Genomic DNA, 23,066 nt, shown 5'->3' with positions numbered 1-23,066 from the left:
CGGCGGCTCAGACGCGGCAGGTCAGACGCGGCAGGTCAGAGGCCGCAGGTCAGAGGCGGCAGGTCAGAGGCGGCAGGTCAGAGGCGGCAGGTCAGAGGCGGCAGGCGAAGATGGCGGTGACGAGGATCGCCTTGGCGCCGATCTCCCAGAGCTGGTCCATCACCAGCTGGTGGCCCTTACGCGGGACCATCGCCCGCACGGCCACCCAGCCCTCGCGGTGGAGCGGGGAGACGGTCGGCCCCTCCATGCCGGGGGTGATGGCGATGGCCTCGTCGATGCGCTCGGCCCGGATGTCGTAGTCGATCATCACGAAGTCGCGAGCCACGATCACGCCCTGCAGGCGGCGGATGAGCTGCTGGAACCCGTTGGTCTCGGGGGCGCCGGCCCGCTTGATCAAGATGGCCTCGGAGTGCGCGATCGGGTCGCCGAACACCTCAAGGCCGACGTTGCGCAGCGTCGTGCCGGTCTCCACCACGTCGGCGACCGCGTCGGCGACGCCGAGCCTGATCGCCGTCTCGACCGCGCCGTCGAGCTTGATGACCCGGGCGTCCACGCCCTGGTCTGCGAGGTACTTGCCGAGCAGCCCGGGGTAGGAGGTGGCGATGCGCAGGCCGGACAGGCCGGCGACGCCGGAGTAGGCGCCCGGCGTGGAGGCGAAGCGGAACGTCGACTGGCCGAACCCGAGGGGCACGACCTCCTCGGCCGGGGCGCCGGAGTCGAACAGCATGTCGCGCCCGGTGATTCCGGCGTCCAGGGTGCCCTCGCCGACGTAGACGGCGATGTCGCGCGGGCGGAGGAAGAACAGCTCGCAGGAGTTCTCGGAGTCGACGAGCACGAGTTCCTTGCTGTCCCTGCGCCGGCGGTAGCCCGCCTCCTTCAGCATGGTCTGGGCGGCCTCGGAGAGCGCGCCCTTGTTCGGTACGGCGATGCGCAGCATGAGTGGAAGATCCTTTCGGGAAGAACGAGGTCGTTGGTCGATCTGCGGCCGCCGCGGCGGCTACAGATGCTTGTAGACCTCGTCCAGCCCGATTCCACGCGCCAGCATCAGGACCTGGACGTGGTAGAGCAGCTGCGAGATCTCCTCGGCCGCCCGGTCCGCCGACTCGTACTCGGCCGCCATCCAGCTCTCCGCGGCCTCTTCGACGACCTTCTTGCCGATGGCATGGACGCCGGCGTCCAGGGCGGCCACGGTGCCGGACCCCGCGGGCCGGGTGCGCGCCTTCTCTGCCAGCTCGGCGTACAGCTCTTCGAAGGTCTTCATGGTCTCTCTCAGGTCGTGGGCCTGCGCGTTCAGGGTATCGGCCCCAGGGTAGTCGCGGGGGGCGGGCCGCCGCGCCCCGCGTCCACCCTGCGAGATCGGCACCTGCCCGGACGCGGCGGGATCAGGGGTCAGCCGAGGATCTTCCTGGCCAGCCTGAGCTGCTCCAGCGCCTGCTGGGACTCCCCGCCCTCGTGGCCGTTGAACGGCCAGACCGTGATGTCCTTGGGGCCGGCGTAGTGGTTGTAGGCCCCGAACACGGTCGAGGCCGGGGTGACGCCGTCGCGCAGGGCGACGGAGAACCGGGCGGGCGTGCGGGCCCGCGCCGCGAAGTGCAGGCCGTCGAAGTAGTCGAGGGTCGCGAAGATGTCCTCGACCCGGGTCCTGTGGATCCCGCAGAACCGGCCCAGCTCGCCGTACGGGTCCTCGTCGGTGATCTCGACCGCGCGCCGGATGTCGCACATGAACGGCACGTTGACGAACGCGTAGGCGAGGTCCGGCACGAGCGCGGCGGCGGCCAGCGCCATGCCTCCGCCCTGGCTGCCGCCGGTCACCACGACCCGCCCGGCGTCCACCAGGGGGTGCGACCTGGCCGCCTCGACCGCACGCACGACGTCGGTGTAGAGCCGCCGGTAGTAGTAGTCGTCCCGGTCGAACACCCCCTGGGTGAGCTTGCCGGGGATCTGCGCGCCGTTGCCGCCCACCGGGTCGGGTGTGTCGCCCGAGCGCCAGGTGCCGCCCTGCCCACGGGTGTCCATCACGAACGTCGCGTATCCGGCGGCCGGCCACAGCAGCCAGTCGTGCGGCCGGCCGCGGCCGCCGCCGTACCCGATGAACTCCATCACGCACGGCAGCGGGCCCGACGCGCCCGCGGGCGCGATGAACCACCCCTTGATCGGATGCCCGCCGAACCCCGCGAACGTCACGTCGGCCACGTCAACCAGCGCGAGATCGGCCTCGTACGGCTCGAAGACGGGGTTCAGGTCGTGCACGCGCGCCTCGGCGAGCGTGCGGTCCCAGAAGGCGTCGAAGTCGGCGGGCTCCCGGCGCTCGGGCAGGTACGCACGCAGCTGGTCGAGGGGCAGATCGACGAACATGGGGGCTCCCGTGGAGTGGTGGGCCTGGCTCGTGTTACGCCGCAAGGTTACACAAGTGCCTTGTTTCAGACTTCTGACCCGGTTAAGGGCCATCCACTCAATCCACCTCATCACTGTTCATCGAGTTGAACTGGGGCAACACGCCCCGTACGGCGCGGCGTCCGGTCGGCGGGATGAAACAGCCTCTAGAAACTGATCCGGTTTAGTGCCGGTCTCTGCGCGAATTCGAAGCGCGGCGGGATGCGCCCGGCGCTACTTCACCCGCGGGATCGCGCTGAGCGGTCTAAGGGCTGATCTGAGGGGCTGACCTGGGGGGCTGACCTGGGGGGCTGACCTGGGGGGCTGACCTGAAGGGCCGAACGGCAAAGCCGGCCCCCCACATGCCACCGGCCCCTCACATGCCACCGGGCCGCCCGTACGGACGACCCGGTGGAAGTGGTGCTCAAGACGACGTGGCGAGGAGGACTCAGCGGCCGGTGAAGCGGCTTCCGCGCCCGCGGCGCCCGCTGTAACCTCCGCGGCCGCCCTGGCCGCCGTCGCCGCCGTAACCTCCGCGGCCGGCCTGGCTTCCGTATTCGGCCTGACCGCCGCCCTGGCTTCCGTACCCGGCCTGACCGTGCCCGGCCTGACCGCCGCCCTGGCTCCCGAATCCGGCCTGACCGTGCCCGGCCTGGCCGCTGTGCCCGCCCGCGCGGCCACGGCGGTGGCCGGCGCCGGGCTCGGTGCGGCTGTCGCCGCGATGACGCTCCCCGTTGTGTCGTCGGCGGCCGGGCGCCCGGTCGTCCCGCGCGGGCCGCAGCGGCCTGCGCACGTCGGGCTCCCACACCGGCACGGCCGCGCCGCTCGGCCGCCGGGCCCCGGCGATCTCGGCCAGGACCGGGTCGCCCGGCGTCACCCGGTGACGGGACGGGGTCACCCCCGCCTTACGGGTCATCGAGTCGGTGGCGCGGCGCTCGCTCGGCAGGACCAGCGTCAGCACCACGCCGCGCTCGCCCGCGCGGGCCGTACGGCCGCCCCGGTGCAGATAGCTCTTGTGGTCGGCCGGCGGGTCCACGTGCAGCACGAGGCTCACGTCGTCGACGTGGATGCCGCGGGCGGCGACGTCCGTGCAGACGAGCACCCCGATGGTGCCCTCGCGGAACCCGTCGAGGATGCGGGTGCGCTGGTTCTGCCGCTTGCCGCCGTGCAGACCGCCCGCGCGGACGCCCGACCGGGCGAGCTGCTTCACGACGCGGTCCACGCCGTGCTGGGTGCGCACGAACATGATCGTACGGCCGGCCCGGTTGGCGATCTCCGCCGTCACGTCCGCCTTGTCGTCGCGGTGCACCTGGAGCAGATGGTGCTCCATCGTCTCCACGGAGGAGGTGGCCGGGTCCAGGGAGTGGATCACCGGGTCGGTCAGGAAGCGCTTGACGAGCGTGTCCACGTCACCGTCGAGCGTCGCGGAGAACAGCAGGCGCTGCCCGTCCGCGGGCGTGCGGGCCAGCAGCGCGCTGACCACGGGCAGGAACCCGAGGTCGCACATGTGGTCGGCCTCGTCAAGGACGGTGATCTGGACGTCGTCCAGCGCGCACTCGCCCTGCTCGATGAGGTCGACGAGGCGGCCGGGCGTGGCGACGACGAGGTCGACCCCCCGGCGCAGGTCCTCGATCTGGCGGCCCATGGACATGCCGCCGACGACCGTGCGGGTGCGCAGCGACAGCCCGCGGCCGAGCGGTTCGAGGGCGTCGGCCACCTGCAGGGCCAGTTCACGGGTGGGCACCAGGACGAGGGCCCGGGGCCGTCCGGGGCGTGCCTTCTCCCCCGCGATCCTGGTCAGGGTCGGCAGGCCGAAGGCGAGCGTCTTGCCGGAGCCGGTCTGGCCCCGGCCGAGGACGTCGTGCCCGGCGAGGATGTCGGGAATGGCCGCCCGCTGGATGGGGAACGGCGCGTTGATGCCCTGCCGGGTCAGCCCCGCCACGAGCGGCTTGGGCAGACCCAGCAGTGCGAACTCGGCGCGGGTCTCGGTGCCCTCACCGAGGTCAAGCATGGTCACGAAATCGTGCCTTTCGTAGAAAGAAACGTGCCGGAACACGTGGGCGCGTCACTTCTGCGAAAGGACGAGCCTGAACACATACGGCAGCCGAGCCGTACCGATCGGGGCGCCGCGGGCCGGAAATTGAAGCGGCCTGCGCCCGGGTGATGCCGTGAGCGCGTCCCGCAGAAGTGGAGGCCGCCGGGTGGCGGCATCCCACGGACGCCCGACACTCACGTCGCGCAAAGCGAAGCAAAGAACAACTGTACGGCATTCCCGCACCGCTACGGCGGTTCCGCGGAGGGAAGGCGGCGAATGCGCCGCGTCGAGAGCATCATGTCACGAGCACAGCGTCCTGAAAGCCACGTCCTGAAAGCCACGTCGTGAGCACTCGGGGAACGACCGCCGGAACGCGTGCGTCCGGGGTGTGAGGCCCCGGACGCACGGGGCGGTGACAGGACCGGGCCCGGTCGGCCGGTCAGACGTTGAAACCGAGCATGCGAAGCTGGTCGCGGCCCTCGTCGGTGATCTTGTCGGGACCCCACGGCGGCAGCCAGACCCAGTTGATGACCACGTTGGAGACCAGATCGGCGAGCGCCGAGTTGGCCTGGTCCTCGATCACGTCGGTCAGCGGGCAGGCGGCGCTGGTCAGCGTCATGTCGATGGTGGCGATCGGACGCTCGCCCTCGCCGGCCGGGTCGAGGTTGACGCCGTAGACGAGGCCGAGGTCCACCACGTTGATCCCCAGCTCGGGGTCGACGACGTCCTTCAGCGCCTCGAGCACGTCGTCAAGGGAGCTCTCTTCGTCGTAGGTCCCGGTCGGCGCGTCGGTCGCGGTTCCCGTGGGGGTCTCGGTCGGCTTGCTCACGTCGTCTCCTCACCTCTCGGCGCCCGCGGCGTGGCGCCGTCCATCGCAACGCGGCCGGGGCGGCCGGTCATCCCTGGCTCCTCATCAGCGCGTCCTTGTAGGCCATCCAGGCCAGCAGCGCGCACTTGACGCGGGCGGGGAACTTCGCCACACCGGCGAACGCCACCGCGTCACCCAGCACGTCCTCGTCGGGCTCCACCTGGCCCCTGCCCTGCATGAGCCGGGTGAACTCGTCCACCACCGACAGCGACTCCTCCACCGTGGAGCCGGTGGCGAGCTCGTGCAGCACCGAGGCGGCGGCCTGGCTGATGGAGCAGCCCTGGCCGTCGTAGGACACGTCGAGCACCTTGCCGCCGTCGGCCACCTTCACGCGCAGCGTCACCTCGTCGCCGCAGGTGGGGTTGACGTGGTGCACCTCCGCGTCGTACGGATCACGCAGTCCCCGCCCCTGGGGATGCTTGTAGTGCTCCAGGATCAGCTCCTGGTACATGGATTCACCGATCATGGGTCAGCCGAACACCTTCTGCACGTGGTGGAGGCCGCGGACCAGTGCGTCGATCTCGGCCGTCGTGTTGTACAGGTAGAAAGACGCCCGCGTGGTGGCCGGAATTCCGAACCTGAGGTGGAGCGGCCGGGCGCAGTGATGACCTACCCGCACCGCGATCCCGTACACGTCGTCGAGGATCTGCCCCACGTCGTGCGGGTGGATCCCCTCCAGCGTGAACGAGATCGTGCCGCCGCGGGCGATGGGGGTGTGCGGGCCGATGATCCTGAGCCCGGGGACCTCCGGCAGCGCCTCCAGCGCGTACGCGACCAGCTCCTTCTCGTGCGCCTTGATCTGGTCCATGCCCACGGCGGTCAGGTAGTCGGCCGCCGCGCCGAGACCGATCGCCTCGACGATGGGCGGCGTCCCCGCCTCGAACTTGTGCGGCACCGGCGCGTACGTCGAGTGGTCCATCCAGACCGCCTCGATCATCTCGCCGCCGCCGAGGAACGGCGGCATGGCGTCGAGCAGCTCGCGGCGGCCCCACAGCACGCCGATGCCGGACGGCCCGACCATCTTGTGGCCGGTGAAGGCGACGAAGTCGACGCCCAGCTCGGTCACGTCCACGGGCTGGTGGGGCACCGACTGCGACGCGTCGAGCATCATCAGCGCGCCGACCTCGCGCACGCGCGCCAGGATCGGCGAGACCGAGTTGACCGTGCCGAGCACGTTCGACTGGTGTGTGATCGACACGATCTTCGTGCGCTCGTTGACCAGCTCCTCCAAGCCCCCGATGTCGAGGCGGCCCTCGTCGGTCACGGGGAACCAGCGCAGCGTCGCGCCGGTCCGCTGCGCGAGCAGCTGCCACGGCACGATGTTGGAGTGGTGCTCCATCTCCGAGATGACGATCTCGTCGCCGGGGCCGATCCGGAACCGCTCGTCCTCGCCGACGGGGTTGCCGAAGGCGTACGCGACGAGGTTGAGGGCCTCGGATGCGTTCTTGGTGAAGATGATCTCGTCGCGCGACGGGGCCTGCACGAACGCGGCGATCTTGTCGCGCGCGGCCTCGTACGCCTCGGTCGACTCACTGCCCAGCACGTGCAGCGCCCGGCCGACGTTGCCGTAGTGCCAGGTCAGGTGGTCGCGCATGGTCTCGACCACCTGGGCCGGCTTCTGGGAGGAGTTGCCCGAGTCGAGGTAGACCAGTGACCTGCCTCCGGGCAGTTCGCGGCCGAGGACCGGGAAGTCCTTCCTGATCCTCTCCACGTCGAAGCCGGGCGCACTCATCAGGCGGACGCCTTCGACGTGTACGCCTCGTAGCCCTCGGCCTCCAGCTTGTCGGCCAGCTCGGGGCCGCCCTCCTCCACCACGCGCCCGCCGGCGAAGACGTGGACGAAGTCCGGCTTCACGTAGCGCAGGATGCGGGTGTAGTGGGTGATCAGCAGCACGCCGGTGTCGCCGCTCGCGCGGAACCGGTTGATCCCCTCGGAGACCACGCGCAGGGCGTCGACGTCGAGGCCGGAGTCGGTCTCGTCCAGCACCGCGATCTTGGGCTTCAGCAGTTCGAGCTGGAGGATCTCGTGGCGCTTCTTCTCACCGCCGGAGAAACCCTCGTTGGTGTTGCGCTGGGCGAAGGCCGGGTCGATGGACAGCGCGTCCATGCCCGCCTTCAGCTCCTTGGCGAACTCGCGCAGCTTGGGCGCCTCACCGCGGACCGCGGTGATCGCCGAGCGCAGGAAGTTCGACACGCTGACGCCGGGCACCTCGACCGGATACTGCATGGCCAGGAACAGGCCGGCGCGGGCGCGCTCGTCCACCGACATCTCCAGCAGATCCTCGCCGTCGAGCAGCACGGAGCCGGAGGTGATGGTGTACTTCGGGTGGCCGGCGACGGCGTAGGCCAGCGTCGACTTGCCCGAGCCGTTCGGGCCCATGATGGCGTGCGTCTCGCCGCTGCGGATCGCCAGGTCGACGCCGCGCAGGATCTCCTTGTCGCCCACGGCGACGTGCAGGTCACGAATCTCAAGGGTGGACACTTGTATTTACTCCTTCGAGAGCGAGACGTACACGTCGTCGCCTTCGATCTTGACTCGGTAGACGTTGACGGGCCTGGTGGCGGGCGGCCCGGTGGGCTTGCCGCTGCGCAGGTCGAAGCAGGAGCCGTGGAGCCAGCACTCCAGCGTGTGGTCGTAGACCTCGCCCTCGCTGAGGCGGACCTCGGCGTGCGAGCAGACGTCGTGCAGGGCGAAGACCTCATCGCCGGTCCGCACCAGCGCGACCGGCGTCTCCCCGACCTCCAGGCCGATGACGCCGCCGTCGGGGATGTCGCCGACCTGGCAGACCTTCTCCCAGTGGGCGGTGTCGGCACTCATCGGGCCAGCTCCGCCTCGACCGCGGACAGGACCCGCTCGCGGATCTCCGGCACCTCGATCTTCTCCAGCATCTGGGCGAAGAAGCCGTGGATGACCAGGCGGCGGGCCTCGTCGAACGGGATGCCGCGGGCCTGCAGGTAGAAGATGTGCTCGTCGTCGAGGCGGCCGGAGGCGGACGCGTGGCCCGCTCCCGCGACCTCCCCGGTGAGGATCTCCAGGTTGGGCACCGAGTCGGCGCGGGCGCCGTCGGTGAGGATGAGGTTGCGGTTCAGCTCATAGGTGTCGGTGCCCTCGGCCTCGGCCCGGATGATCACGTCGCCGATCCAGACCGCGTGGGCGCCGTCGCCCTGCAGCGCGCCCTTGTAGGTCACGTTGCTGCGGCAGTTGGGCACGCTGTGGTCCACCAGCAGGCGGTGCTCCAGGTGCTGGTCCGCGTCCACGAAGTACAGGCCGGTCAGGTCGGCGTCGCCGCCCGGCGCGGTGTACGACACCGAGGGCGACAGCCGTACGACGTCGCCGCCGAGGGTGACCACGAACGAGCGGAACGTCGCGTCCTTGCCGAGCCGCGCGTGGTGGTGGGAGACGTGCACGGCGTCGTCGTCCCAGTCCTGCACGCTGACGACCTTGAGCGTCGCTCCCTCGGCCACGTCGAACTCGACGTTGTCGGCGTAGACGGCGCTGCCGCGGTGGTCCAGGACCAGCACGGCCTCGGCCATCGGCTCCACCGACACGAGGATGTGCCCGTAGGCGGCGGCCCCCGCGCCGGATCCCCGCAGCGTGACCACGGTGGGCCGGGAGGCGGCCGTCATCTTCGGCACCGTGACGACGGTGGCCTTCTCGAACGACGAGTAGGCCTGCGCGCTCACCCGGTCGGCCGGCGTGTAGGCCCGGCCGAGCCGGGCGTCGTCGCGGCCGACGGTCTCGACGCGCACCTCGGGTGCGGCCTCGACGTCCACCACGACGCCGCCGGTGACGGCGGCCGTGCCGTTGTGCAGCCCCTTCAGCCGCGACAGCGGCGTGAAGCGCCACTCCTCCTCGCGGCCCGTCGGCACCGGGAAGTCGGCCACGTCGTACGACGACTTCTCGTGCAACGTCGACAGCGGCTTGGTGTCCAGGCCCATCAGCCGACCGCTCCTTCCATCTGCAGCTCGATCAGGCGGTTGAGCTCCAGGGCGTACTCCATGGGCAGCTCGCGGGCGATCGGCTCGACGAAGCCGCGCACGATCATGGCCATCGCCTCGTCCTCGCCGAGGCCGCGGCTCATCAGGTAGAAAAGCTGGTCCTCGGAGACCTTGGAGACCGTGGCCTCGTGGCCCATCGACACGTCGTCCTCGCGGACGTCCACGTAGGGGTAGGTGTCGGAACGGCTGATCTGGTCGACCAGCAGCGCGTCGCACTTGACGGTCGAGGCCGAGCCGGCCGCACCCTCCTCGATCTGCACCAGGCCCCGGTAGGACGTGCGGCCGCCGCCGCGCGCCACGGACTTGGAGATGATCGTCGAGGACGTCTTGGGCGCGAGGTGCACCATCTTGGCGCCCGCGTCCTGGTGCTGGCCCTCACCGGCGAAGGCGACCGACAGCGTCTCACCCTTGGCGTGCTCGCCCATCAGGTAGACGGCCGGGTACTTCATCGTGACCTTGGAGCCGATGTTGCCGTCGATCCACTCCATGGTCGCGCCCTCGTACGCCACGGCGCGCTTGGTGACCAGGTTGTAGACGTTGTTCGACCAGTTCTGGATCGTCGTGTAGCGGCAGCGGGCGCCCTTCTTCACGATGATCTCGACGACCGCCGAGTGCAGCGAGTCGGACGAGTAGATCGGCGCGGTGCAGCCCTCGACGTAGTGGACGTAGGAGTTCTCGTCCACGACGATCAGCGTCCGCTCGAACTGGCCCATGTTCTCGGTGTTGATCCGGAAGTAGGCCTGCAGCGGGATCTCGACGTTCACGTTCGGCGGCACGTAGATGAACGAGCCGCCCGACCACACGGCGGTGTTGAGCGCGGCGAACTTGTTGTCGCCCACCGGGATCACCGTGCCGAAGTACTCCTTGAAGAGCTCCTCGTGCTCGCGCAGACCGGTGTCGGTGTCGACGAAGATGACGCCCTTCTCCTCGAGGTCCTCACGGATCTTGTGATAGACGACCTCGGACTCGTACTGGGCGGCGACGCCGGCGATGAGGCGCTGCTTCTCCGCCTCCGGGATGCCGAGCTTGTCGTAGGTGTTCTTGATGTCGGGAGGCAGCTCGTCCCAGGACGCGGCCTGCTTCTCGGTCGAACGGACGAAGTACTTGATGTTGTCGAAGTCGATGCCGGTGAGGTCGGAACCCCAGGTCGGCAGCGGCTTCTTCCCGAACAGCCGAAGGCCCTTGAGGCGCAGGTCGAGCATCCACTCCGGCTCGTTCTTGAGCGCGGAGATGTTGCGGACGACCTCTTCGGACAGCCCACGCCGGGCGGTGGCCCCGGCCACGTCCGCGTCGGCCCAGCCGAACTTGTAATTCCCGAGGCCTTCCAGCTCCGGGCGGTCGGTGACAGTCACCTTCCGGACTCCTTGCTCGTCGATGTGCTCGATGGATGTGCGGCCGATAGATCGGTGGTCGACGAATCGGCGGTCGATGAATCGGCGGCTGATAGATCGGGACGCGCGTGCCGGGCGGCGAGCGCGTGTGAACTCACGTGGGTGGTGCAGACCCCGTCGCCGTTGGCGATCGTCGCCAGGCGCTGCACCGGCGTGCCCAGCAGCCGGGCGAAGGCCTCGGTCTCCGCCTCGCACAACTGCGGGAACTGCTCCGCGACGTGCGCGACCGGGCAGTGGTGCTGGCACAGCTGCTCGCCGCCCTTGCCCATCGCGGACGCCGAGGCCGCGTAGCCCTCGGTGGACAGCGCCTCGGCCAGCACGCGGACCCGCTGGTCGGCGGGAACCTCGCGCATCAGCGCCTCGAGCCGGCCGACCAGCCCGGACACCTGCGCCTGAGCGAACTCCGACACCGCCGCACCGCCCAGGCGCTCGGCCAGGAAGCGCAGCGCGCTGCCGGCGAGGTCGTCGTAGGCGTGGACGAAGGCGCTGCGGCCCGCGTCGGTGATCGCGAACATCTTCGCCGGCCTGCCGCGCCCCCGCTGGCCGCGCGGGCGGGCCGTACGCGGCTCTATCATGCCTTCGGCCAGCAACGCGTCGAGATGGCGGCGCACCGCGGCAGGGGTAAGCCCGAGCCGCTCACCGAGCGCCGCCGCGCTCACCGGGCCGTGCTCCAGGATGAGCCGCGCCACCCTGGCCCGGGTGCCGCGCTCGGCACCGATGTCCATGTGCACGGGGGATGCCGAAACGGGCCGCGTCACCACGGCCTTCTCGGCGTCCTGCTTCCCCTGCACGTTTTTCACAACATCAGTGTGCCGTAATTCCTTCCCCGGCGACAAACCCAAGATGGGGTCGATGGAGATGCAATTTCTCACGCAGGCAAGCCTTACCTAACCTGCGACGATGAGACTTTTCCGCATCCTTTGCCTCCCGGGGCTGGAATGGCGGCACTCGCCGACGAGAGCGCGCCCCCCGCTCCCTAGACTCGATGCCGTCGACGACCGACCAGGGCGGCCCGCATCCAGCCCGCTCCGGCGGTCGGTCCTGTGAGGGGGGGCCGGTGGGAGTGCCGGAGGTTGACAGCGCGTTCGACAGCACGCTCGGCGGCGCGGGCGGCGTCGCGCCGGCGGTCGAGATCGACGGGCTGGTCAAGCGCTACGGAAGCACCACGGCCGTCGACGGGCTGACCCTCACCTGCGCGCGGGGCGCCGTCACCGCGATCCTCGGGCCGAACGGCGCGGGCAAGACCTCGACGATCGAGATCTGTGAGGGCTTCCGGAGACCGGACGGCGGGACCGTGCGCGTGCTCGGCCTGGAACCGGCCGACCCCGCCCTGAGGCCGCGCCTGGGAATCATGCCGCAGACGGGAGGGGTGCCTCCCGCCGCCCGCGCGGGCGAGTGGCTGCGGGTGGTCTCGGGGTTCCACGCCCACCCGCTCGACCCCGGCGCCCTGCTCGGCGTGCTCGGCCTGACCGACCACACGCGCACGCCGTACCGGCGGCTGTCGGGCGGCCAGCAGCAGCGCCTGTCGCTCGCGGCGGCGGTGATCGGACGGCCCGAACTGGTCTTCCTCGACGAGCCGACCGCCGGGCTCGACCCGCAGGCACGGCACGCCTGCTGGGACCTGGTCGCCGCGCTGCGCGCGGCCGGAGTGTCGGTGGTGCTGACGACCCACCAGATGGACGAGGCCGAGAAGCTCTCCGACCACGTGGTGATCATCGACCACGGCCGGGTCGTGGCCGAAGGCACGCCCGAGTCGCTGACCGGCGCCGAGCGTCAGCTCAGGTTCCGCGCCCGCCCGGGACTCGACCTGGAGGAACTGCTGGCCGCGCTGCCGCCGGGCAGCGCCGCCAAGGAGTCGCCCTCGGGGCACTACATCATCGAGGGGCAGGTCGGCCCGCAGCTGCTCGCCACCGTCACCGCCTGGTGCGCCACCGAGGGCGTCACCACCGAGGACCTGCGCATCGAGCGGCGCACGCTGGAGGACGTCTTCCTCGAACTGACCGGCAGGGAGCTGCGGTGACCGCGATCGCCACGCTGGACCTCACGCCGCGGCCGGGAGCCGCGCCGCTGCACCGGATGGTCCTCGCCCAGGCGGGCGCGGAGATCCGCGCCATGCTGCGCAACGGCGAGCAGCTCCTGCTCACGCTGATCATCCCGATCCTGCTGCTCGTCGGTTTCTCCACCGTCCCGCTGGTGGACGTCGGCGCCGGCGCGCGCATCGACTTCGTCGCCCCCGGCATCCTCGCGCTCGCGGTCATGTCGACCGCGTTCACCGGGCAGGCGATCGCGACCGGCTTCGAGCGCAGGTACGGCGTGCTCAAGCGCCTGGGCGCGACCCCGCTGTCGCGGACCGGGCTGCTGCTGGCCAAGACCGTCGCGGTCGTCGCCGTGGAGGCGCTGCAGGTCGTGGTGATCGTCGCGGTGGCGCTCGCGCTCGGCTGGTCGCCGCACGGCGACCCGCTGTGGGCGGTGCCGCTCCTGTTGCTGGGCACGGCCGCCTTCAGCGGCCTCGGCCTGCTCATGGCCGGCACACTGCGGGCGGAGGCGACGCTGGCCGGGGCCAACCTCGTCTACCTGGTGCTGCTCGGGCTCGGCGGCGTGCTGTTCCCGCTTGACCGGTTCCCCGCCGGGGTGCAGCACGTGCTCGGACTGCTGCCGATCAGCGCGCTCACCTCCGGCCTGCGGACCGTCCTGAGCGCCGGCGGCGGCTTCCCCGGCGGCGCGCTGCTCGTGCTGCTGTGCTGGACGGTGGCCGGGCTCGTCCTGGCCGCCCGCACCTTCCGCTGGGAGTGACGCGAGCCGCCGGGACTGCCACCGGGCGGCCTGAACGACCCCGGGCTCCGGAAGTGACGGCGCGGGAGCGACGCCGGGGGGCCGCACCGGCGAGCTGCTGCTCAGCGCATATGATTGCGGCGTTTATTCGTGATCTATGCCATTTTGTGGGGCCGCCGGCATGACCGCTGAATCCCTTCCGGGAGCCGAGCCGTATCGCATGAGGCCGTCGCCGGGCAGGGCCCTGCGGGCCGCCTCGGACGCGATACCCCCGTCGGGGCTGGTGCTGCTGGGCATCCTGTCGGTCCAGGTGGGCGCCGGACTGGCCAAGAACCTGTTCACGCAGCTGCCCCCCTCGGCCGTGGTCTTCCTGCGCATCGCCACCGGCGCCGTCATGCTGCTGGCCGTCGTCCGGCCCAGGGTGCGCGGGCTGTCGTGGCGCGACGTCACCGTCGGCGTCGCGTTCGGGCTCAGCCTCGGGCTGATGAACCTGTCGTTCTACGAGGCCCTCGCCCGGCTGCCGATCGGGGTCACGGTGGCCATCGAGTTCCTCGGGCCGCTCACCCTGGCCGTGGTGTCCTCCCGCCGCCGGGTCGACCTGCTGTGGGTGACGCTGGCCGCCGCGGGCGTGATCCTGCTCGCCCCCTGGGGACAGGCGGGGACCGTGAGCTGGGCGGGAATCGGTTTCGCCGCGTTGGCGGGGACGTTCTGGGCCGCCTACATCGTGTTCTCCCAGGCCACCGGCGCCCGCTTCCCCGGCGCGAGCGGGCTGTCGTTCGCCATGATCGTGTCCGCGATCGTCGTCGCGCCCATCGGAGTCACCGCGGGCGGGAGTGATCTGCTGCGGCCCGAGATCCTGCTGGTCGGCGCGGGGGTGGGCCTGCTCTCCTCCGTCATCCCCTACTCGCTGGAACTCGAGGCCCTGCGCCGGATGCCCAAGCGGGTCTTCGGCATCCTGATGAGCCTGGAGCCCGCCGCCGCCGCGCTCGTCGGCCTGTTCGTCCTGCACGAGGTGCTCCAGATTCGCGAGTGGGCCGCGATCGGCTGCGTGGTCGTCGCCTCCATCGGCGCCACCCGCGCCGACGCCTGAGCGTCCGGTCGGCCGCGGGATCGCGCGTTCGACGCGGTGTTCGACCCGGCGTTCGACCCGGCGTTCGACCCGGCGTCCGACGCGGTGTTCGACGCGGTCACCAGGGCGACGCCGGCCCGCCCGACCAGATCGCGCGCACGTGCTGGAGATGGTGGTTCATCAGGCTCTCGGCCGCCGCGGCGTCGCCGCGTACGAGGGCGTCGAGAAGGTCGAGGTGCTCGCACGCCGAGGCCGCCATCATCCGCGCGTCGGGCAGCCCGCGCAGCCCGTAGAGCCGGGCCCTGCCGCGCAGGTCCCTGACCGTCTCGACCAGCCGGGCGTTGCCCGACAGGGCCAGCAGCGCGAGGTGGAACCGCTGGTCGGCGGCCACGTAGGCGAGCAGGTCGCCCCTTCCGGCGGCCGAGACGATCTCCTCGGCGATCGGGCGCAGCGCCTCGGCCTCCGCGGCCGGGCACTGACCGGCGAGCCGGGCCACCGTCGGCACCTCGAGCAGCCGTCTGATCTCGATGATCTCGTCGAGGTCGCGCTCGGACACCTCCGCGACCCGGAATCCCTTGTTGCGCAGGGCCTCGAACAGGCCCTCCTTGGCGAGATCGAGCATCGCCTCGCGCACCGGCGTGGCCGAGACCCCGAATCTGGCCGCCAGCGCGGGGGCCGAGTAGACGACGCCGGGCCGCATCTCCCCGGCCACCAACGCGTCGCGCAGCGCCTGCGCGACCCGCTCGCGCAGGTTCTGCCGCGCTCCGGCGCCCGGCGCATGGAGGTCGTCACACGCGCGGTCCACCGGTCCGTTCCCCGCCCCGCCCATCGACCGGCCCCTCCTCGGTCCCGTACGGCCGATCGTACCGGCCCTGCCGGGAAAACGATCAGCGCGGACGCGGCGGGCCCGAGGCGGCGGAGGCCCGCGCGGCCCGGGAGAGGGACCGCCCACAGGGCCGCCTACGATGAATTCCGTGAATCCCACGACTGACCGGATCCGCGGCACGCTGCTCGCCTTCTACCGCTCGTTCATGTTCCCGACGAGCGAGTCGATGCGGCGGTGGGCCCTGGCGGCGATCGTGGTCAACATCGGCATCACCGTCACCGGCGCCGCCGTCCGCGTCACCGGCTCGGGCCTGGGCTGCCCGACCTGGCCGCGCTGCACGCCCGACAGTTTCGTGCCGGCGAGGATCGACACGCACGCGCCGGTCAACATGGCGATCGAGTTCGGCAACCGGCTGCTGTCGTTCCTCGTGCTCGCGGTCGCGGTCGCGTGCGTGATCGCCGCGTGGCGACTGTCGCGGGGCGAGCGCGGCCGGCCGGTCCTGCTGCGGCTCGCGCTGGTGCAGCCGGCCGGCGTCCTCGTCCAGGCCCTGTGGGGCGGGGTCGTGGTCCACACGCTGCTCAACCCGGTGACCGTCAGCGTCCACTTCCTGCTGTCCATCGGGATGACCGCCGCCGCCGTCGTGCTGTTCGCCCGGGCGGGCGAGGGCGACGCCCCGGCGCGGCGGCTGGTCCACAAGGACATCCGCACCCTCGCGTACGTGCTGGCCGCGGCGGCCTTCGTGCTGCTGCTGGCCGGGGTCGTGGTCACCGGCACCGGGCCGCACTCGGGAGACGAGGCGGCCTCCCGCTTCGGCTTCGACATCCAGAGCGTGGTGCGGCTGCACACCGACATCGTCTACGTCGTCGTCGGGCTGACGTTCGCCCTGCTGTTCGCCCTGCACGTCACCGGCTCCCCCGTCCGCGCCCGGCGCGGCGCGCTCGTGCTGCTCGGGGTGGAGCTGTCCCAGGGCGTGATCGGTTACGTGCAGTACTTCCTCGCCGTCCCCGCGGCCCTGGTGCTCCTGCACGTGCTGGGAGCCACGCTCGTGTGGATCTGCGCGCTGCGCGTCGTCTTCCTCATGCGGAGCCGGGGCCCCGCACCCGTCCCCGCTCCCGAGCAGCCGGAGCCGCACCACGCGGGGGTGTGACCCGAGGTGGAGGGGTCACCGGGCTCCTCGTCGCGCGGAGGTCTCCTGTCTCGGGTCGTCCGCCCCTGGACCTGGTCGCGTACGGGCCTGCGCCGGGGGTTCCAGGGGCTCGTCGCCCTGACCGTGCTGCCGCTGGCACCGATGACCTGGGCCTGGCTGACGAGCGCCGCCCACCGGGTGACGGCCGAGCCGGGCACGCGCTGGACCGCCGAGGTGCCCGCGATGCCGGCCGCGCTCGTGCTCGGCGCGGGCGTCTGGAACGGAAAACCCAGTGCGATGCTGGGCGCCCGGCTCGACATCGCCGCCGAGCTGTACCGCACGGGCAAGGCGCGGGCCCTGCTGCTGTCCGGCGACAACAGCCGCAAGGACTACGACGAGCCTTCGATCATGCGTGACTACCTGATCGCGCACGGCGTCCCGGCCGCAAAGATCGTGCTCGACTACGCCGGATTCGACACGTGGGACTCCTGCGTACGGGCCAAAGAGGTCTTCGGCGCGTCCCGCCTCCTCGTCGTGACCCAGGTGTTCCACCTTCCCCGGGCCGTCGCGCTGTGCCGCGCGGCCGGGCTGGACGCGTTCGGCGTCGGCGACGACTCCAGCCGCGACTGGCCGCTCGAGACGGTGGTCTACGCCGTCAGGGAGTTTCCCGCCTCCGCCAAGGGCCTGCTGGACAGCGTGATCCTGCACTCCTCACCACGCTTCCTCGGCCGTCGCGAGACCGCGCTCGACCGCGCGCTGGCCGGCCGACTCCCCGTCTCGCCGGGGCGCGGCGGGCGGCGCGCGAAACTTTCACCGGGCGGCCCGCCCTGAGCTGGGCCGACGGAACGGGCGGAGGTCCGTCCACTGGCCGGTGACGGCGTGACGCGTTAGGGTCCGGGCGACGTGGGAGCGCTCCCACCATCCCCAGAGGGAGGTGAGGCCACACCCACAGTGGCTATCGCACCGCGGGTACGAGGCGGATCCTCCTCCGTCCACCCATCGCGCAACGCCCGGGGGGCCGCCATGACGGCCCCCCGGGCGTCTCCCGCGGACTCGGCGCCGGGCCGTGCCCGGCGAGGTCGGGCCTCGCTCAGCCGCAGCTGATGTCGCTGATCGACGGCGTGGCCGACCCGCTGCCGAGGAACCCGGCCGTGGCCGAGGCCCCCGGAGCCAGCGAGGAGTTCCACTCCGGGGCGTGGATCATCGCGAACGGCCCGCTCTGCATGGACGTCCCGTTCCAGGCCTGGGTGATCGTCGCGCCGTTCGACATCTGCCACTGGATGTACCAGCCGTTGAGCGGGCCCGTGCCGGTGTTCTTGATCGTGACCTCGCCCTGGAAGCCGCCCTGCCAGGTGTTGGTCAGCTTCACCGTGGCCGTGCACGCCGGGTTCCCGGACGTCGGGGAGGCCGAGGGGCTCGGCGACGGGCTCCTGGTGGGCGACGGGCCGGGCGACGGGCTCCTGGTGGGCGAGGCGCTCGGCGAGGGACTGGGCGAGGGACTGGGCGAGGCGCCGTCGCGGAGGAAGTTCACGTCCGAGCAGCCGTAGAAGGTCTCCTGGCTGTCCGACCGGTACCAGACCGCATAGATGATGTGCCGGCCGCTCTTGTCGGGCAGCTTGCCGGAGAAGCGATAGGCGCCGTTGCTCACCTCAGGCTCGGGGTCGGCCGTGAGGAACGGCTGCTCCTCCATGTCGTCCCACGTGAGCGGCTGGGTCGGGTCCCAGCCGTCCTTGGTGACGTAGAGCTTGAAGCCACCGGGGTGCGGCACCCAGGCGCCGTAGACGAAGTTGTAGGTGCTGTTGGCCTTCAGCGTGGTGGTCGGCCAGTCGGTCCGTGGCGCGTCGTAGGCGGCGTACTTGCTGAAACCACCGCTGCACAGCTGGCCGTCGGGGATGAAGCCCCGGGTGCGGCCGCCTCCGTCGGAGCGGAGCACGCCGTACCAGTCGTAGAGAGGCTGGGTGCCGCCGGCCGCCACGGCGTCCTTGCAGGCGGGGTTGTTCGGGATGATCTGGCCGCCGGTGAGGCCGTCGGTGTAGCAGGCGTAGGTGCGGCTCGCGGGGGCCTGCAGGGCGCCGTGCGCCTCGGCCGCGGTCTGCGTCAGGACCGCGATGAGACCGGCGAGCACGGCCGCGACGGCGGCGAGGACGGCGAATTTTCGCCCGGATGTCATCGACAGCGATCTCACACGCGCGGACTGCCGTGTGAGTCTCGTGCCGGGGGTTTTCTCGCTGGGGGTTCCCATGGTGGGGGGTTCTCCTCATGGTGGGCGGGCACGCCTTCGCGGGAAGGTCGCGCCGTCTCGGGCTGTCGTACGAGAAGAACGCATGCGGCATCGCCACACGCCCTCCTGGAGCCCACCCATCAAGTGGCCACCGCGCACTGTGATTGAAACACGCACCGCCCGCCTGGGCCAAGCGGCACCGCGATCGTGCCGCCGCGTGGACTCAGCGCGGCGTGGACTCAGCGCGGCGGGTCACCGGGCCCGGCGCCCGGCTCGGCACCCGGCCCGGGACCGCCCTGTGACGGGCCCGGCGGCTGTCCGTACCAGGGCGGCACGGCGGGGCCACCGCCCTGCCATCGGCCCGGGGGCGGGGCGCCCGGCGCGTACCCCGGCGGAGGCATCCCCCGCGCGGCGTTCGCCTGGTGGCGCTCCGGCAGCGGGAACGACAGCCTGGCGTAGGCCATGAGGTCCGCGAGCGAGCGCTGCTGGGCGCGGAAGGCCTCCTCGTCCACCCCGCCCCGGGCCGCGCGGGCGTGCAGCAGCCCGAGCTCGGTGGAGGCGACCTGGTAGTCGATCATCGCCCGCGCCCCGGCCCTGCCGCCGTGGGCCTTGGCCCACACCCTGGCCTGCCGACGGCGGCGCAGGGACGACAGCATGAAGATGTCGGCCTGGTTGATCAGCCCGTTGCGCTCGTACGGCGGCAGGTAGTGGTGGATCAGGCCGACGATCCGCCGTCTGTCCCGGAAGATCACGATGAGCTCGACGATGAGCAGGATCATCAGCAGCAGGTAGGCGATGGCGAGCCCGCCGAGGCCGGCGAACGTGGCGAAGCCGTTCCAGAGGCCGTGCAGCACCATCGCGCCGATCCACCCGATGACGATGACGACGACCCCCACCGCGCCGCCGCGCTGGGCGGCGTACGCGACGGCGATGCCGATCAGAGAGGTGAACAGCGGATGGGCGAACGGCGACAGCACGGCCCGCAGCACGAGTGTCGCGGCGAGCCCCTGCGCGCCGTTCTCCTCCAGCGCGGCGAGGTAGTAGCTGACGTTCTCCGACATGGCGAAGCCGAGCCCGACCATGCTGGCGTAGATGATCCCGTCGGTGGGCCCGTCCAGCTCCTGCCGCCGGAACCACAGCAGCCCGAGCAGGACCAGCCCCTTGGCCGTCTCCTCCACGGGCGGGGCGCCGAAGGTGGCGACCAGGTTGCGCGCGCTCGTCGCGTCCCCGAGCTGATGGGCCACGTAGACGAGGTTGAGCGAGTTGAGCACGCCGGCGAGCAGCACGGCGATGCCCGCGCCCCAGGCGAACGCGAAGATCAGGTTGGTGCGCGGCTCAGGTTCCATGCGGTCGAGGGCGAGCACGCCAGCGAGCAGCAGCGGCACGGGGGCCACGGCGAGCCCGAGGGCGATGAAGAACTGGACCGGATCGCCGTTGATGATGTCGAAGGAGAACGACACCAGGGCGCAGATTCCGGCGACGACCAGACCCACGATGAGGCCGATGGACGGACGCTCTCTGAGAACGGCGCGGGGGTCGAGGCCTGCCACTGTGCGACTGTAACCGACCACGCCCGCCGCGGTCCTCCTCCGGCCTCAAAAGATCCCTACGCATTCCGTGCCATGGCAAGTATCCCGCAGGCACGCGGTCGTCCCGAGCACGTGCCGGTTGCGGGCACAATGGGCGATCATGGATGTCGCACCACGTGAGGGGCTCGGACGACGCGGTTTCCTCCGTGTCGCGTGCGCCGCCGCCGTCGGCTCGGTCGCCGCATGCGCGCCCGGGTCCCGGGAGGGCTCCACTCCCGCCTCCCCTTCGCCCTCTGCCACCTCCTCGTCGCCGGCCAGGAAGGCGACGGCGGAACGGCTGCTCCCCGGCGACGCGGACTGGCGGCTGCGCAGGCGGGGCCCGGACGAGGCGATCGAGGGCTACGGCGACCGCGCCAGCGTGCTGCCCGGCGAGTCGTTCGGGCTGCACGTCTCCACCACCGAGGGCCGCTACCGGGTCACGGCCTACCGGATGGGCTGGTACGGCGGGACACTCGCCCGCCGGGTGTGGCGTTCGGGCTGGATGAGGGGACACGACCAGGGCCGCGGACGGCTCGCCGGCGACACCCGCACCGTACGGGCCGGGTGGCGGCGCTCCCTGAGCGTGTCCACGGAAGGCTGGCCGGAGGGGGCCTACCTGCTGCGTCTGGACACCGAGCGCGGCCACCAGCGGTACGTGCCGCTGGTCGTGCGCTCGGCCTCCGCGGCCGGCCGGACGGTCCTGGTCCACGCCACCCCCACCTGGCAGGCGTACAACCGGTGGGGCGGCTACAGCCTCTATTACGGCGAGGACGGCCGCTACGAGAGCCGCTCGCTCGCGGTCAGCTTCGACCGGCCCTACGACAGCACCGGGATGGAGAAGTTCCTCATCCACGAACGGCCGGTGGTGGCCCTCGCCGAACGGCTCGGCCTGCCCCTGGCGTACACGACGGGCGGCGACCTGGAGGCCGGCGACGACGTGCTCACCGGCGCCTCCGCGGTGATCTTCCTGGGGCACGACGAGTACTGGACGCCCGGGATGCGCCGCACGGTGACCGAGGCCCGCGACGCCGGCGCCAACCTGGCCTTCCTCGGCGCCAACACCTGCTTCCGCCGCGTCCGGATGGAGGAGGACGGCAAGCTGGTGGTCTGCTACAAGACGGCGGTGGACCGCGACCCGCTCGTCCGGACGCGCCCGTCGCTGGCGACGACCGACTTCCGCGCGGCGCCGAAGGCCGATCCCGAGTCGTCGCTCATCGGGGTCTACTACGACGGATATCCGGTGGACGCGCCGTTCGTGGTGCACGAGCCCCGTCACTGGATCTTCGCGGGCACCGGCGTGCGCCGCGGCGACGCGTTCGCGCACCTCGTGGGCGTGGAGTACGACCGGGTGAACACCGACGTGCCGACGCCCAGGCCGCTGCAGATCCTCGCCCACTCGCCGGTGACCTGCGTGGGGCGGCCCAGCTTCGCCGACGCGGCCTACTACACGGCCCCGGGCGGGGCCGGGGTGTTCGCCTCGGGGACCATGCGGTGGGCCGAGACGCTCATGGCGCGCACCCGCGACCTGCCGCGGGCCCACGGCATCGACGCGCGTACGCGGGCCTTCGTCACCGCGGCGACGACCAACCTGCTGAAGGGCTTCGCCGAGGGACCGGCCGCCGAGCGCCTGCCCGCGCCCGACGACAACGTCCGCCGCACCTATCGCGCCTGACGCTCAGGGCGTCGCCGGGGGTTCGCCGAGTCTTCGCGGGTTGGGCCGGATTGACCGCCCGCCCGCTCAGAGCGACGCACAGACGAGGTCCCGTCCGAATCCCGGACGGGACCTCCTGGGTGAAGCGAGTGAATCAGGCGAACAGGGAGTCCAGCGCGACGGCGAGGAACAGCAGCGCCAGGTAGATGTTCGACCAGTGGAAGAACCGCATCGGGCGCAGGTCGACGCCGGTCTTGCCGGCGTTGACCCGGCCGAGCAGGCGGTAGACCTCCACCAGGCAGACCGCGCCGAGCACGAGCGCGGCGGCCGGGTAGAGCAGGGAGGTGCCGGCGATCGGCCACAGCAGCAGCGAGCACAGCACGGTGGCCCAGGTGTAGACGACGACCTGCTGGACGACCCGGCGCTCGGTGGTGACCACCGGAAGCATCGGCACGGCGGCCGCCGCGTAGTCCTCGCGGTAGCGCATGGCGAGCGTCCAGGTGTGCGGCGGCGTCCAGAAGAACACGACGCCGAACAGCACGACCGGGGCCCACGACAGCCCGCCGGTGATGCCGGCCCAGCCGATCAGCACCGGCATGCAGCCGGCGATGCCGCCCCACACGATGTTCTGCGACGTGCGCCGCTTGAGCACCAGCGAGTACACGAAGACGTAGAACAGGATCGCGCCCAGCGACAGCGCGGCGGCCAGTCCGTTGACCGTGAGCGCGAGCCCGAGCGTGGAAAGAGTGCCGAGAATCACACCGAAGACCAGCGCTCCGGCCGGCGACACGTCGTGCTTGGCGAGCGGCCGCCTGCGGGTGCGCCGCATCGTCCGGTCGATGTCCCGGTCGATGTAGCAGTTCAGGACGTTCGCACTGCCCGCCGACAGGGTGCCGAAGACCATGGTGGCGGTCGCGGTCCACAGGTCGGGCAGGCCATGCGCCGCGAGGAACATGACCGGCAGGGTCGTGATCAGCAGCAGCTCGATGATCCGGGGCTTGGTGAGCGCCACGTAGGCCTTCACGAGCGCCCCGATGGAGCGGGGAGCCGTGGCCGTGGCGGCGGACCCGAGGGGGGTCACCGTCTGCTTGTTCGTCAGGACCGTCAAGGCGCTTCCATCACATGCGGGGTCAACGCGTAACCTCTGATTAGGGCGGATCTCCGGGCA

The 23,066-nt window shown here is 71.4% G+C and carries 22 protein-coding genes; 6 read left to right on the top strand and 16 right to left on the bottom strand.

The features are described from left to right. Positions 1-91: 91 nt before the first annotated feature. From hisG to ACGFIB_RS29160, 12 genes are all read right to left on the bottom strand, one after another. Complete coding sequence (hisG, locus tag ACGFIB_RS29215) at positions 92-937, bottom strand: ATP phosphoribosyltransferase (RefSeq protein ID WP_357261731.1); 846 nt, start codon at positions 935-937, stop codon at positions 92-94. Between the two features lie 60 nt (positions 938-997). Further along, on the bottom strand, positions 998-1,261 hold the full coding sequence (locus tag ACGFIB_RS29210; RefSeq protein WP_357248191.1) for a phosphoribosyl-ATP diphosphatase: 264 nt from the start codon (positions 1,259-1,261) through the stop codon (positions 998-1,000). 128 nt (positions 1,262-1,389) lie between these two features. Continuing rightward, positions 1,390-2,355, bottom strand: coding sequence for an acetylxylan esterase (locus ACGFIB_RS29205; RefSeq protein WP_142572463.1), 966 nt, complete (start codon positions 2,353-2,355; stop codon positions 1,390-1,392). A 466-nt stretch (positions 2,356-2,821) separates the two neighbouring features. Then, positions 2,822-4,384, bottom strand: coding sequence for a DEAD/DEAH box helicase (locus tag ACGFIB_RS29200; protein WP_142572539.1), 1,563 nt, complete (start codon positions 4,382-4,384; stop codon positions 2,822-2,824). A 463-nt stretch (positions 4,385-4,847) separates the two neighbouring features. Next, positions 4,848-5,237, bottom strand: a complete 390-nt coding sequence (locus ACGFIB_RS29195; RefSeq protein ID WP_393376327.1) for a metal-sulfur cluster assembly factor — start codon at positions 5,235-5,237, stop codon at positions 4,848-4,850. A gap of 67 nt (positions 5,238-5,304) precedes the next feature. After that, positions 5,305-5,742 carry a Fe-S cluster assembly sulfur transfer protein SufU gene (sufU, locus tag ACGFIB_RS29190; protein WP_142572465.1) on the bottom strand — a complete coding sequence of 146 codons (438 nt, stop codon included), beginning with the start codon at positions 5,740-5,742 and terminating at the stop codon, positions 5,305-5,307. A gap of 3 nt (positions 5,743-5,745) precedes the next feature. Continuing rightward, positions 5,746-7,008: a cysteine desulfurase gene (locus ACGFIB_RS29185; RefSeq protein ID WP_357248187.1), complete on the bottom strand. Its 1,263-nt coding sequence runs from the start codon at positions 7,006-7,008 to the stop codon at positions 5,746-5,748. Further along, positions 7,008-7,757 carry a Fe-S cluster assembly ATPase SufC gene (sufC, locus tag ACGFIB_RS29180; RefSeq protein WP_191052976.1) on the bottom strand — a complete coding sequence of 250 codons (750 nt, stop codon included), beginning with the start codon at positions 7,755-7,757 and terminating at the stop codon, positions 7,008-7,010. The genes ACGFIB_RS29185 and sufC overlap by 1 nt, the downstream gene beginning before the upstream one ends. A gap of 6 nt (positions 7,758-7,763) precedes the next feature. Beyond that, positions 7,764-8,093, bottom strand: a complete 330-nt coding sequence (locus ACGFIB_RS29175) for a non-heme iron oxygenase ferredoxin subunit (RefSeq protein WP_142572468.1) — start codon at positions 8,091-8,093, stop codon at positions 7,764-7,766. Beyond that, on the bottom strand, positions 8,090-9,214 hold the full coding sequence (gene sufD, locus ACGFIB_RS29170) for a Fe-S cluster assembly protein SufD (protein ID WP_357167147.1): 1,125 nt from the start codon (positions 9,212-9,214) through the stop codon (positions 8,090-8,092). Before sufD ends, ACGFIB_RS29175 begins: the two co-directional genes overlap by 4 nt. Further along, entirely contained in the window at positions 9,214-10,626 is a 1,413-nt protein-coding gene (sufB, locus tag ACGFIB_RS29165; protein WP_142572470.1) for a Fe-S cluster assembly protein SufB, read from the bottom strand. Before sufB ends, sufD begins: the two co-directional genes overlap by 1 nt. After that, positions 10,623-11,390, bottom strand: a complete 768-nt coding sequence (locus ACGFIB_RS29160; protein ID WP_393376529.1) for a helix-turn-helix transcriptional regulator — start codon at positions 11,388-11,390, stop codon at positions 10,623-10,625. The genes sufB and ACGFIB_RS29160 overlap by 4 nt, the downstream gene beginning before the upstream one ends. 338 nt (positions 11,391-11,728) lie before the next feature. Here ACGFIB_RS29160 and ACGFIB_RS29155 point away from each other — a divergent pair, with 338 nt between their 5' ends. From ACGFIB_RS29155 to ACGFIB_RS29145, 3 genes are all read left to right on the top strand, one after another. Further along, positions 11,729-12,685: an ABC transporter ATP-binding protein gene (locus ACGFIB_RS29155; RefSeq protein WP_393376324.1), complete on the top strand. Its 957-nt coding sequence runs from the start codon at positions 11,729-11,731 to the stop codon at positions 12,683-12,685. Positions 12,686-12,741: 56 nt separating this feature from the next. Next, complete coding sequence (locus ACGFIB_RS29150; protein ID WP_142572541.1) at positions 12,742-13,458, top strand: ABC transporter permease; 717 nt, start codon at positions 12,742-12,744, stop codon at positions 13,456-13,458. Positions 13,459-13,618: 160 nt separating this feature from the next. Beyond that, on the top strand, positions 13,619-14,527 hold the full coding sequence (locus tag ACGFIB_RS29145) for an EamA family transporter (RefSeq protein ID WP_142572472.1): 909 nt from the start codon (positions 13,619-13,621) through the stop codon (positions 14,525-14,527). A gap of 97 nt (positions 14,528-14,624) precedes the next feature. On the opposite strand, the gene ACGFIB_RS29140 is transcribed toward ACGFIB_RS29145, so the two are convergent. After that, complete coding sequence (locus ACGFIB_RS29140) at positions 14,625-15,311, bottom strand: GntR family transcriptional regulator (protein ID WP_317984875.1); 687 nt, start codon at positions 15,309-15,311, stop codon at positions 14,625-14,627. Between the two features lie 169 nt (positions 15,312-15,480). Between ACGFIB_RS29140 and ACGFIB_RS29135 the strand changes: the two genes are divergently transcribed. Next, complete coding sequence (locus ACGFIB_RS29135; RefSeq protein WP_393376323.1) at positions 15,481-16,479, top strand: COX15/CtaA family protein; 999 nt, start codon at positions 15,481-15,483, stop codon at positions 16,477-16,479. Positions 16,480-16,485: 6 nt separating this feature from the next. Beyond that, entirely contained in the window at positions 16,486-17,289 is an 804-nt protein-coding gene (locus ACGFIB_RS29130; protein WP_393376321.1) for a SanA/YdcF family protein, read from the top strand. Positions 17,290-17,548: 259 nt separating this feature from the next. Here ACGFIB_RS29130 and ACGFIB_RS29125 read toward each other — a convergent pair whose 3' ends face one another. Next, on the bottom strand, positions 17,549-18,628 hold the full coding sequence (locus ACGFIB_RS29125; protein WP_393376319.1) for a lytic polysaccharide monooxygenase auxiliary activity family 9 protein: 1,080 nt from the start codon (positions 18,626-18,628) through the stop codon (positions 17,549-17,551). Positions 18,629-18,918: 290 nt separating this feature from the next. Next, complete coding sequence (locus ACGFIB_RS29120; RefSeq protein ID WP_393376318.1) at positions 18,919-20,229, bottom strand: PrsW family intramembrane metalloprotease; 1,311 nt, start codon at positions 20,227-20,229, stop codon at positions 18,919-18,921. Positions 20,230-20,368: 139 nt separating this feature from the next. Between ACGFIB_RS29120 and ACGFIB_RS29115 the strand changes: the two genes are divergently transcribed. Further along, on the top strand, positions 20,369-21,919 hold the full coding sequence (locus tag ACGFIB_RS29115) for a N,N-dimethylformamidase beta subunit family domain-containing protein (RefSeq protein ID WP_357248168.1): 1,551 nt from the start codon (positions 20,369-20,371) through the stop codon (positions 21,917-21,919). Between the two features lie 133 nt (positions 21,920-22,052). Here ACGFIB_RS29115 and ACGFIB_RS29110 read toward each other — a convergent pair whose 3' ends face one another. Beyond that, positions 22,053-23,006, bottom strand: a complete 954-nt coding sequence (locus tag ACGFIB_RS29110) for a heme o synthase (RefSeq protein WP_189105026.1) — start codon at positions 23,004-23,006, stop codon at positions 22,053-22,055. Between the last annotated feature and the right edge of the window lie 60 nt (positions 23,007-23,066).

It is taken from the genome of Microbispora bryophytorum (assembly GCF_043197435.1).
In the GTDB taxonomy this organism is placed as follows: Bacteria; Actinomycetota; Actinomycetes; order Streptosporangiales; family Streptosporangiaceae; genus Microbispora; species Microbispora bryophytorum.
Note: the sequence above shows the minus strand (reverse complement) of the source record. Positions and strands in the feature narration are given on the sequence as shown.

Excerpts from the sequence above, each read along its gene's own strand:
- hisG (WP_357261731.1), bottom strand. The coding sequence starts at position 937 with ATGCTGCGCATCGCCGTACCGAACAAGGGCGCGCTCTCCGAGGCCGCC.
- ACGFIB_RS29210 (WP_357248191.1), bottom strand. The coding sequence starts at position 1,261 with ATGAAGACCTTCGAAGAGCTGTACGCCGAGCTGGCAGAGAAGGCGCGC.
- ACGFIB_RS29205 (WP_142572463.1), bottom strand. The coding sequence starts at position 2,355 with ATGTTCGTCGATCTGCCCCTCGACCAGCTGCGTGCGTACCTGCCCGAG.
- ACGFIB_RS29200 (WP_142572539.1), bottom strand. The coding sequence starts at position 4,384 with ATGCTTGACCTCGGTGAGGGCACCGAGACCCGCGCCGAGTTCGCACTG.
- sufU (WP_142572465.1), bottom strand. The coding sequence starts at position 5,742 with ATGATCGGTGAATCCATGTACCAGGAGCTGATCCTGGAGCACTACAAG.
- ACGFIB_RS29185 (WP_357248187.1), bottom strand. The coding sequence starts at position 7,008 with ATGAGTGCGCCCGGCTTCGACGTGGAGAGGATCAGGAAGGACTTCCCG.
- ACGFIB_RS29175 (WP_142572468.1), bottom strand. The coding sequence starts at position 8,093 with ATGAGTGCCGACACCGCCCACTGGGAGAAGGTCTGCCAGGTCGGCGAC.
- sufD (WP_357167147.1), bottom strand. The coding sequence starts at position 9,214 with ATGGGCCTGGACACCAAGCCGCTGTCGACGTTGCACGAGAAGTCGTCG.
- ACGFIB_RS29160 (WP_393376529.1), bottom strand. The coding sequence starts at position 11,390 with ATGGACATCGGTGCCGAGCGCGGCACCCGGGCCAGGGTGGCGCGGCTC.
- ACGFIB_RS29150 (WP_142572541.1), top strand. The coding sequence starts at position 12,742 with ATGGTCCTCGCCCAGGCGGGCGCGGAGATCCGCGCCATGCTGCGCAAC.
- ACGFIB_RS29145 (WP_142572472.1), top strand. The coding sequence starts at position 13,619 with ATGACCGCTGAATCCCTTCCGGGAGCCGAGCCGTATCGCATGAGGCCG.
- ACGFIB_RS29125 (WP_393376319.1), bottom strand. The coding sequence starts at position 18,628 with ATGACATCCGGGCGAAAATTCGCCGTCCTCGCCGCCGTCGCGGCCGTG.
- ACGFIB_RS29115 (WP_357248168.1), top strand. The coding sequence starts at position 20,369 with ATGGATGTCGCACCACGTGAGGGGCTCGGACGACGCGGTTTCCTCCGT.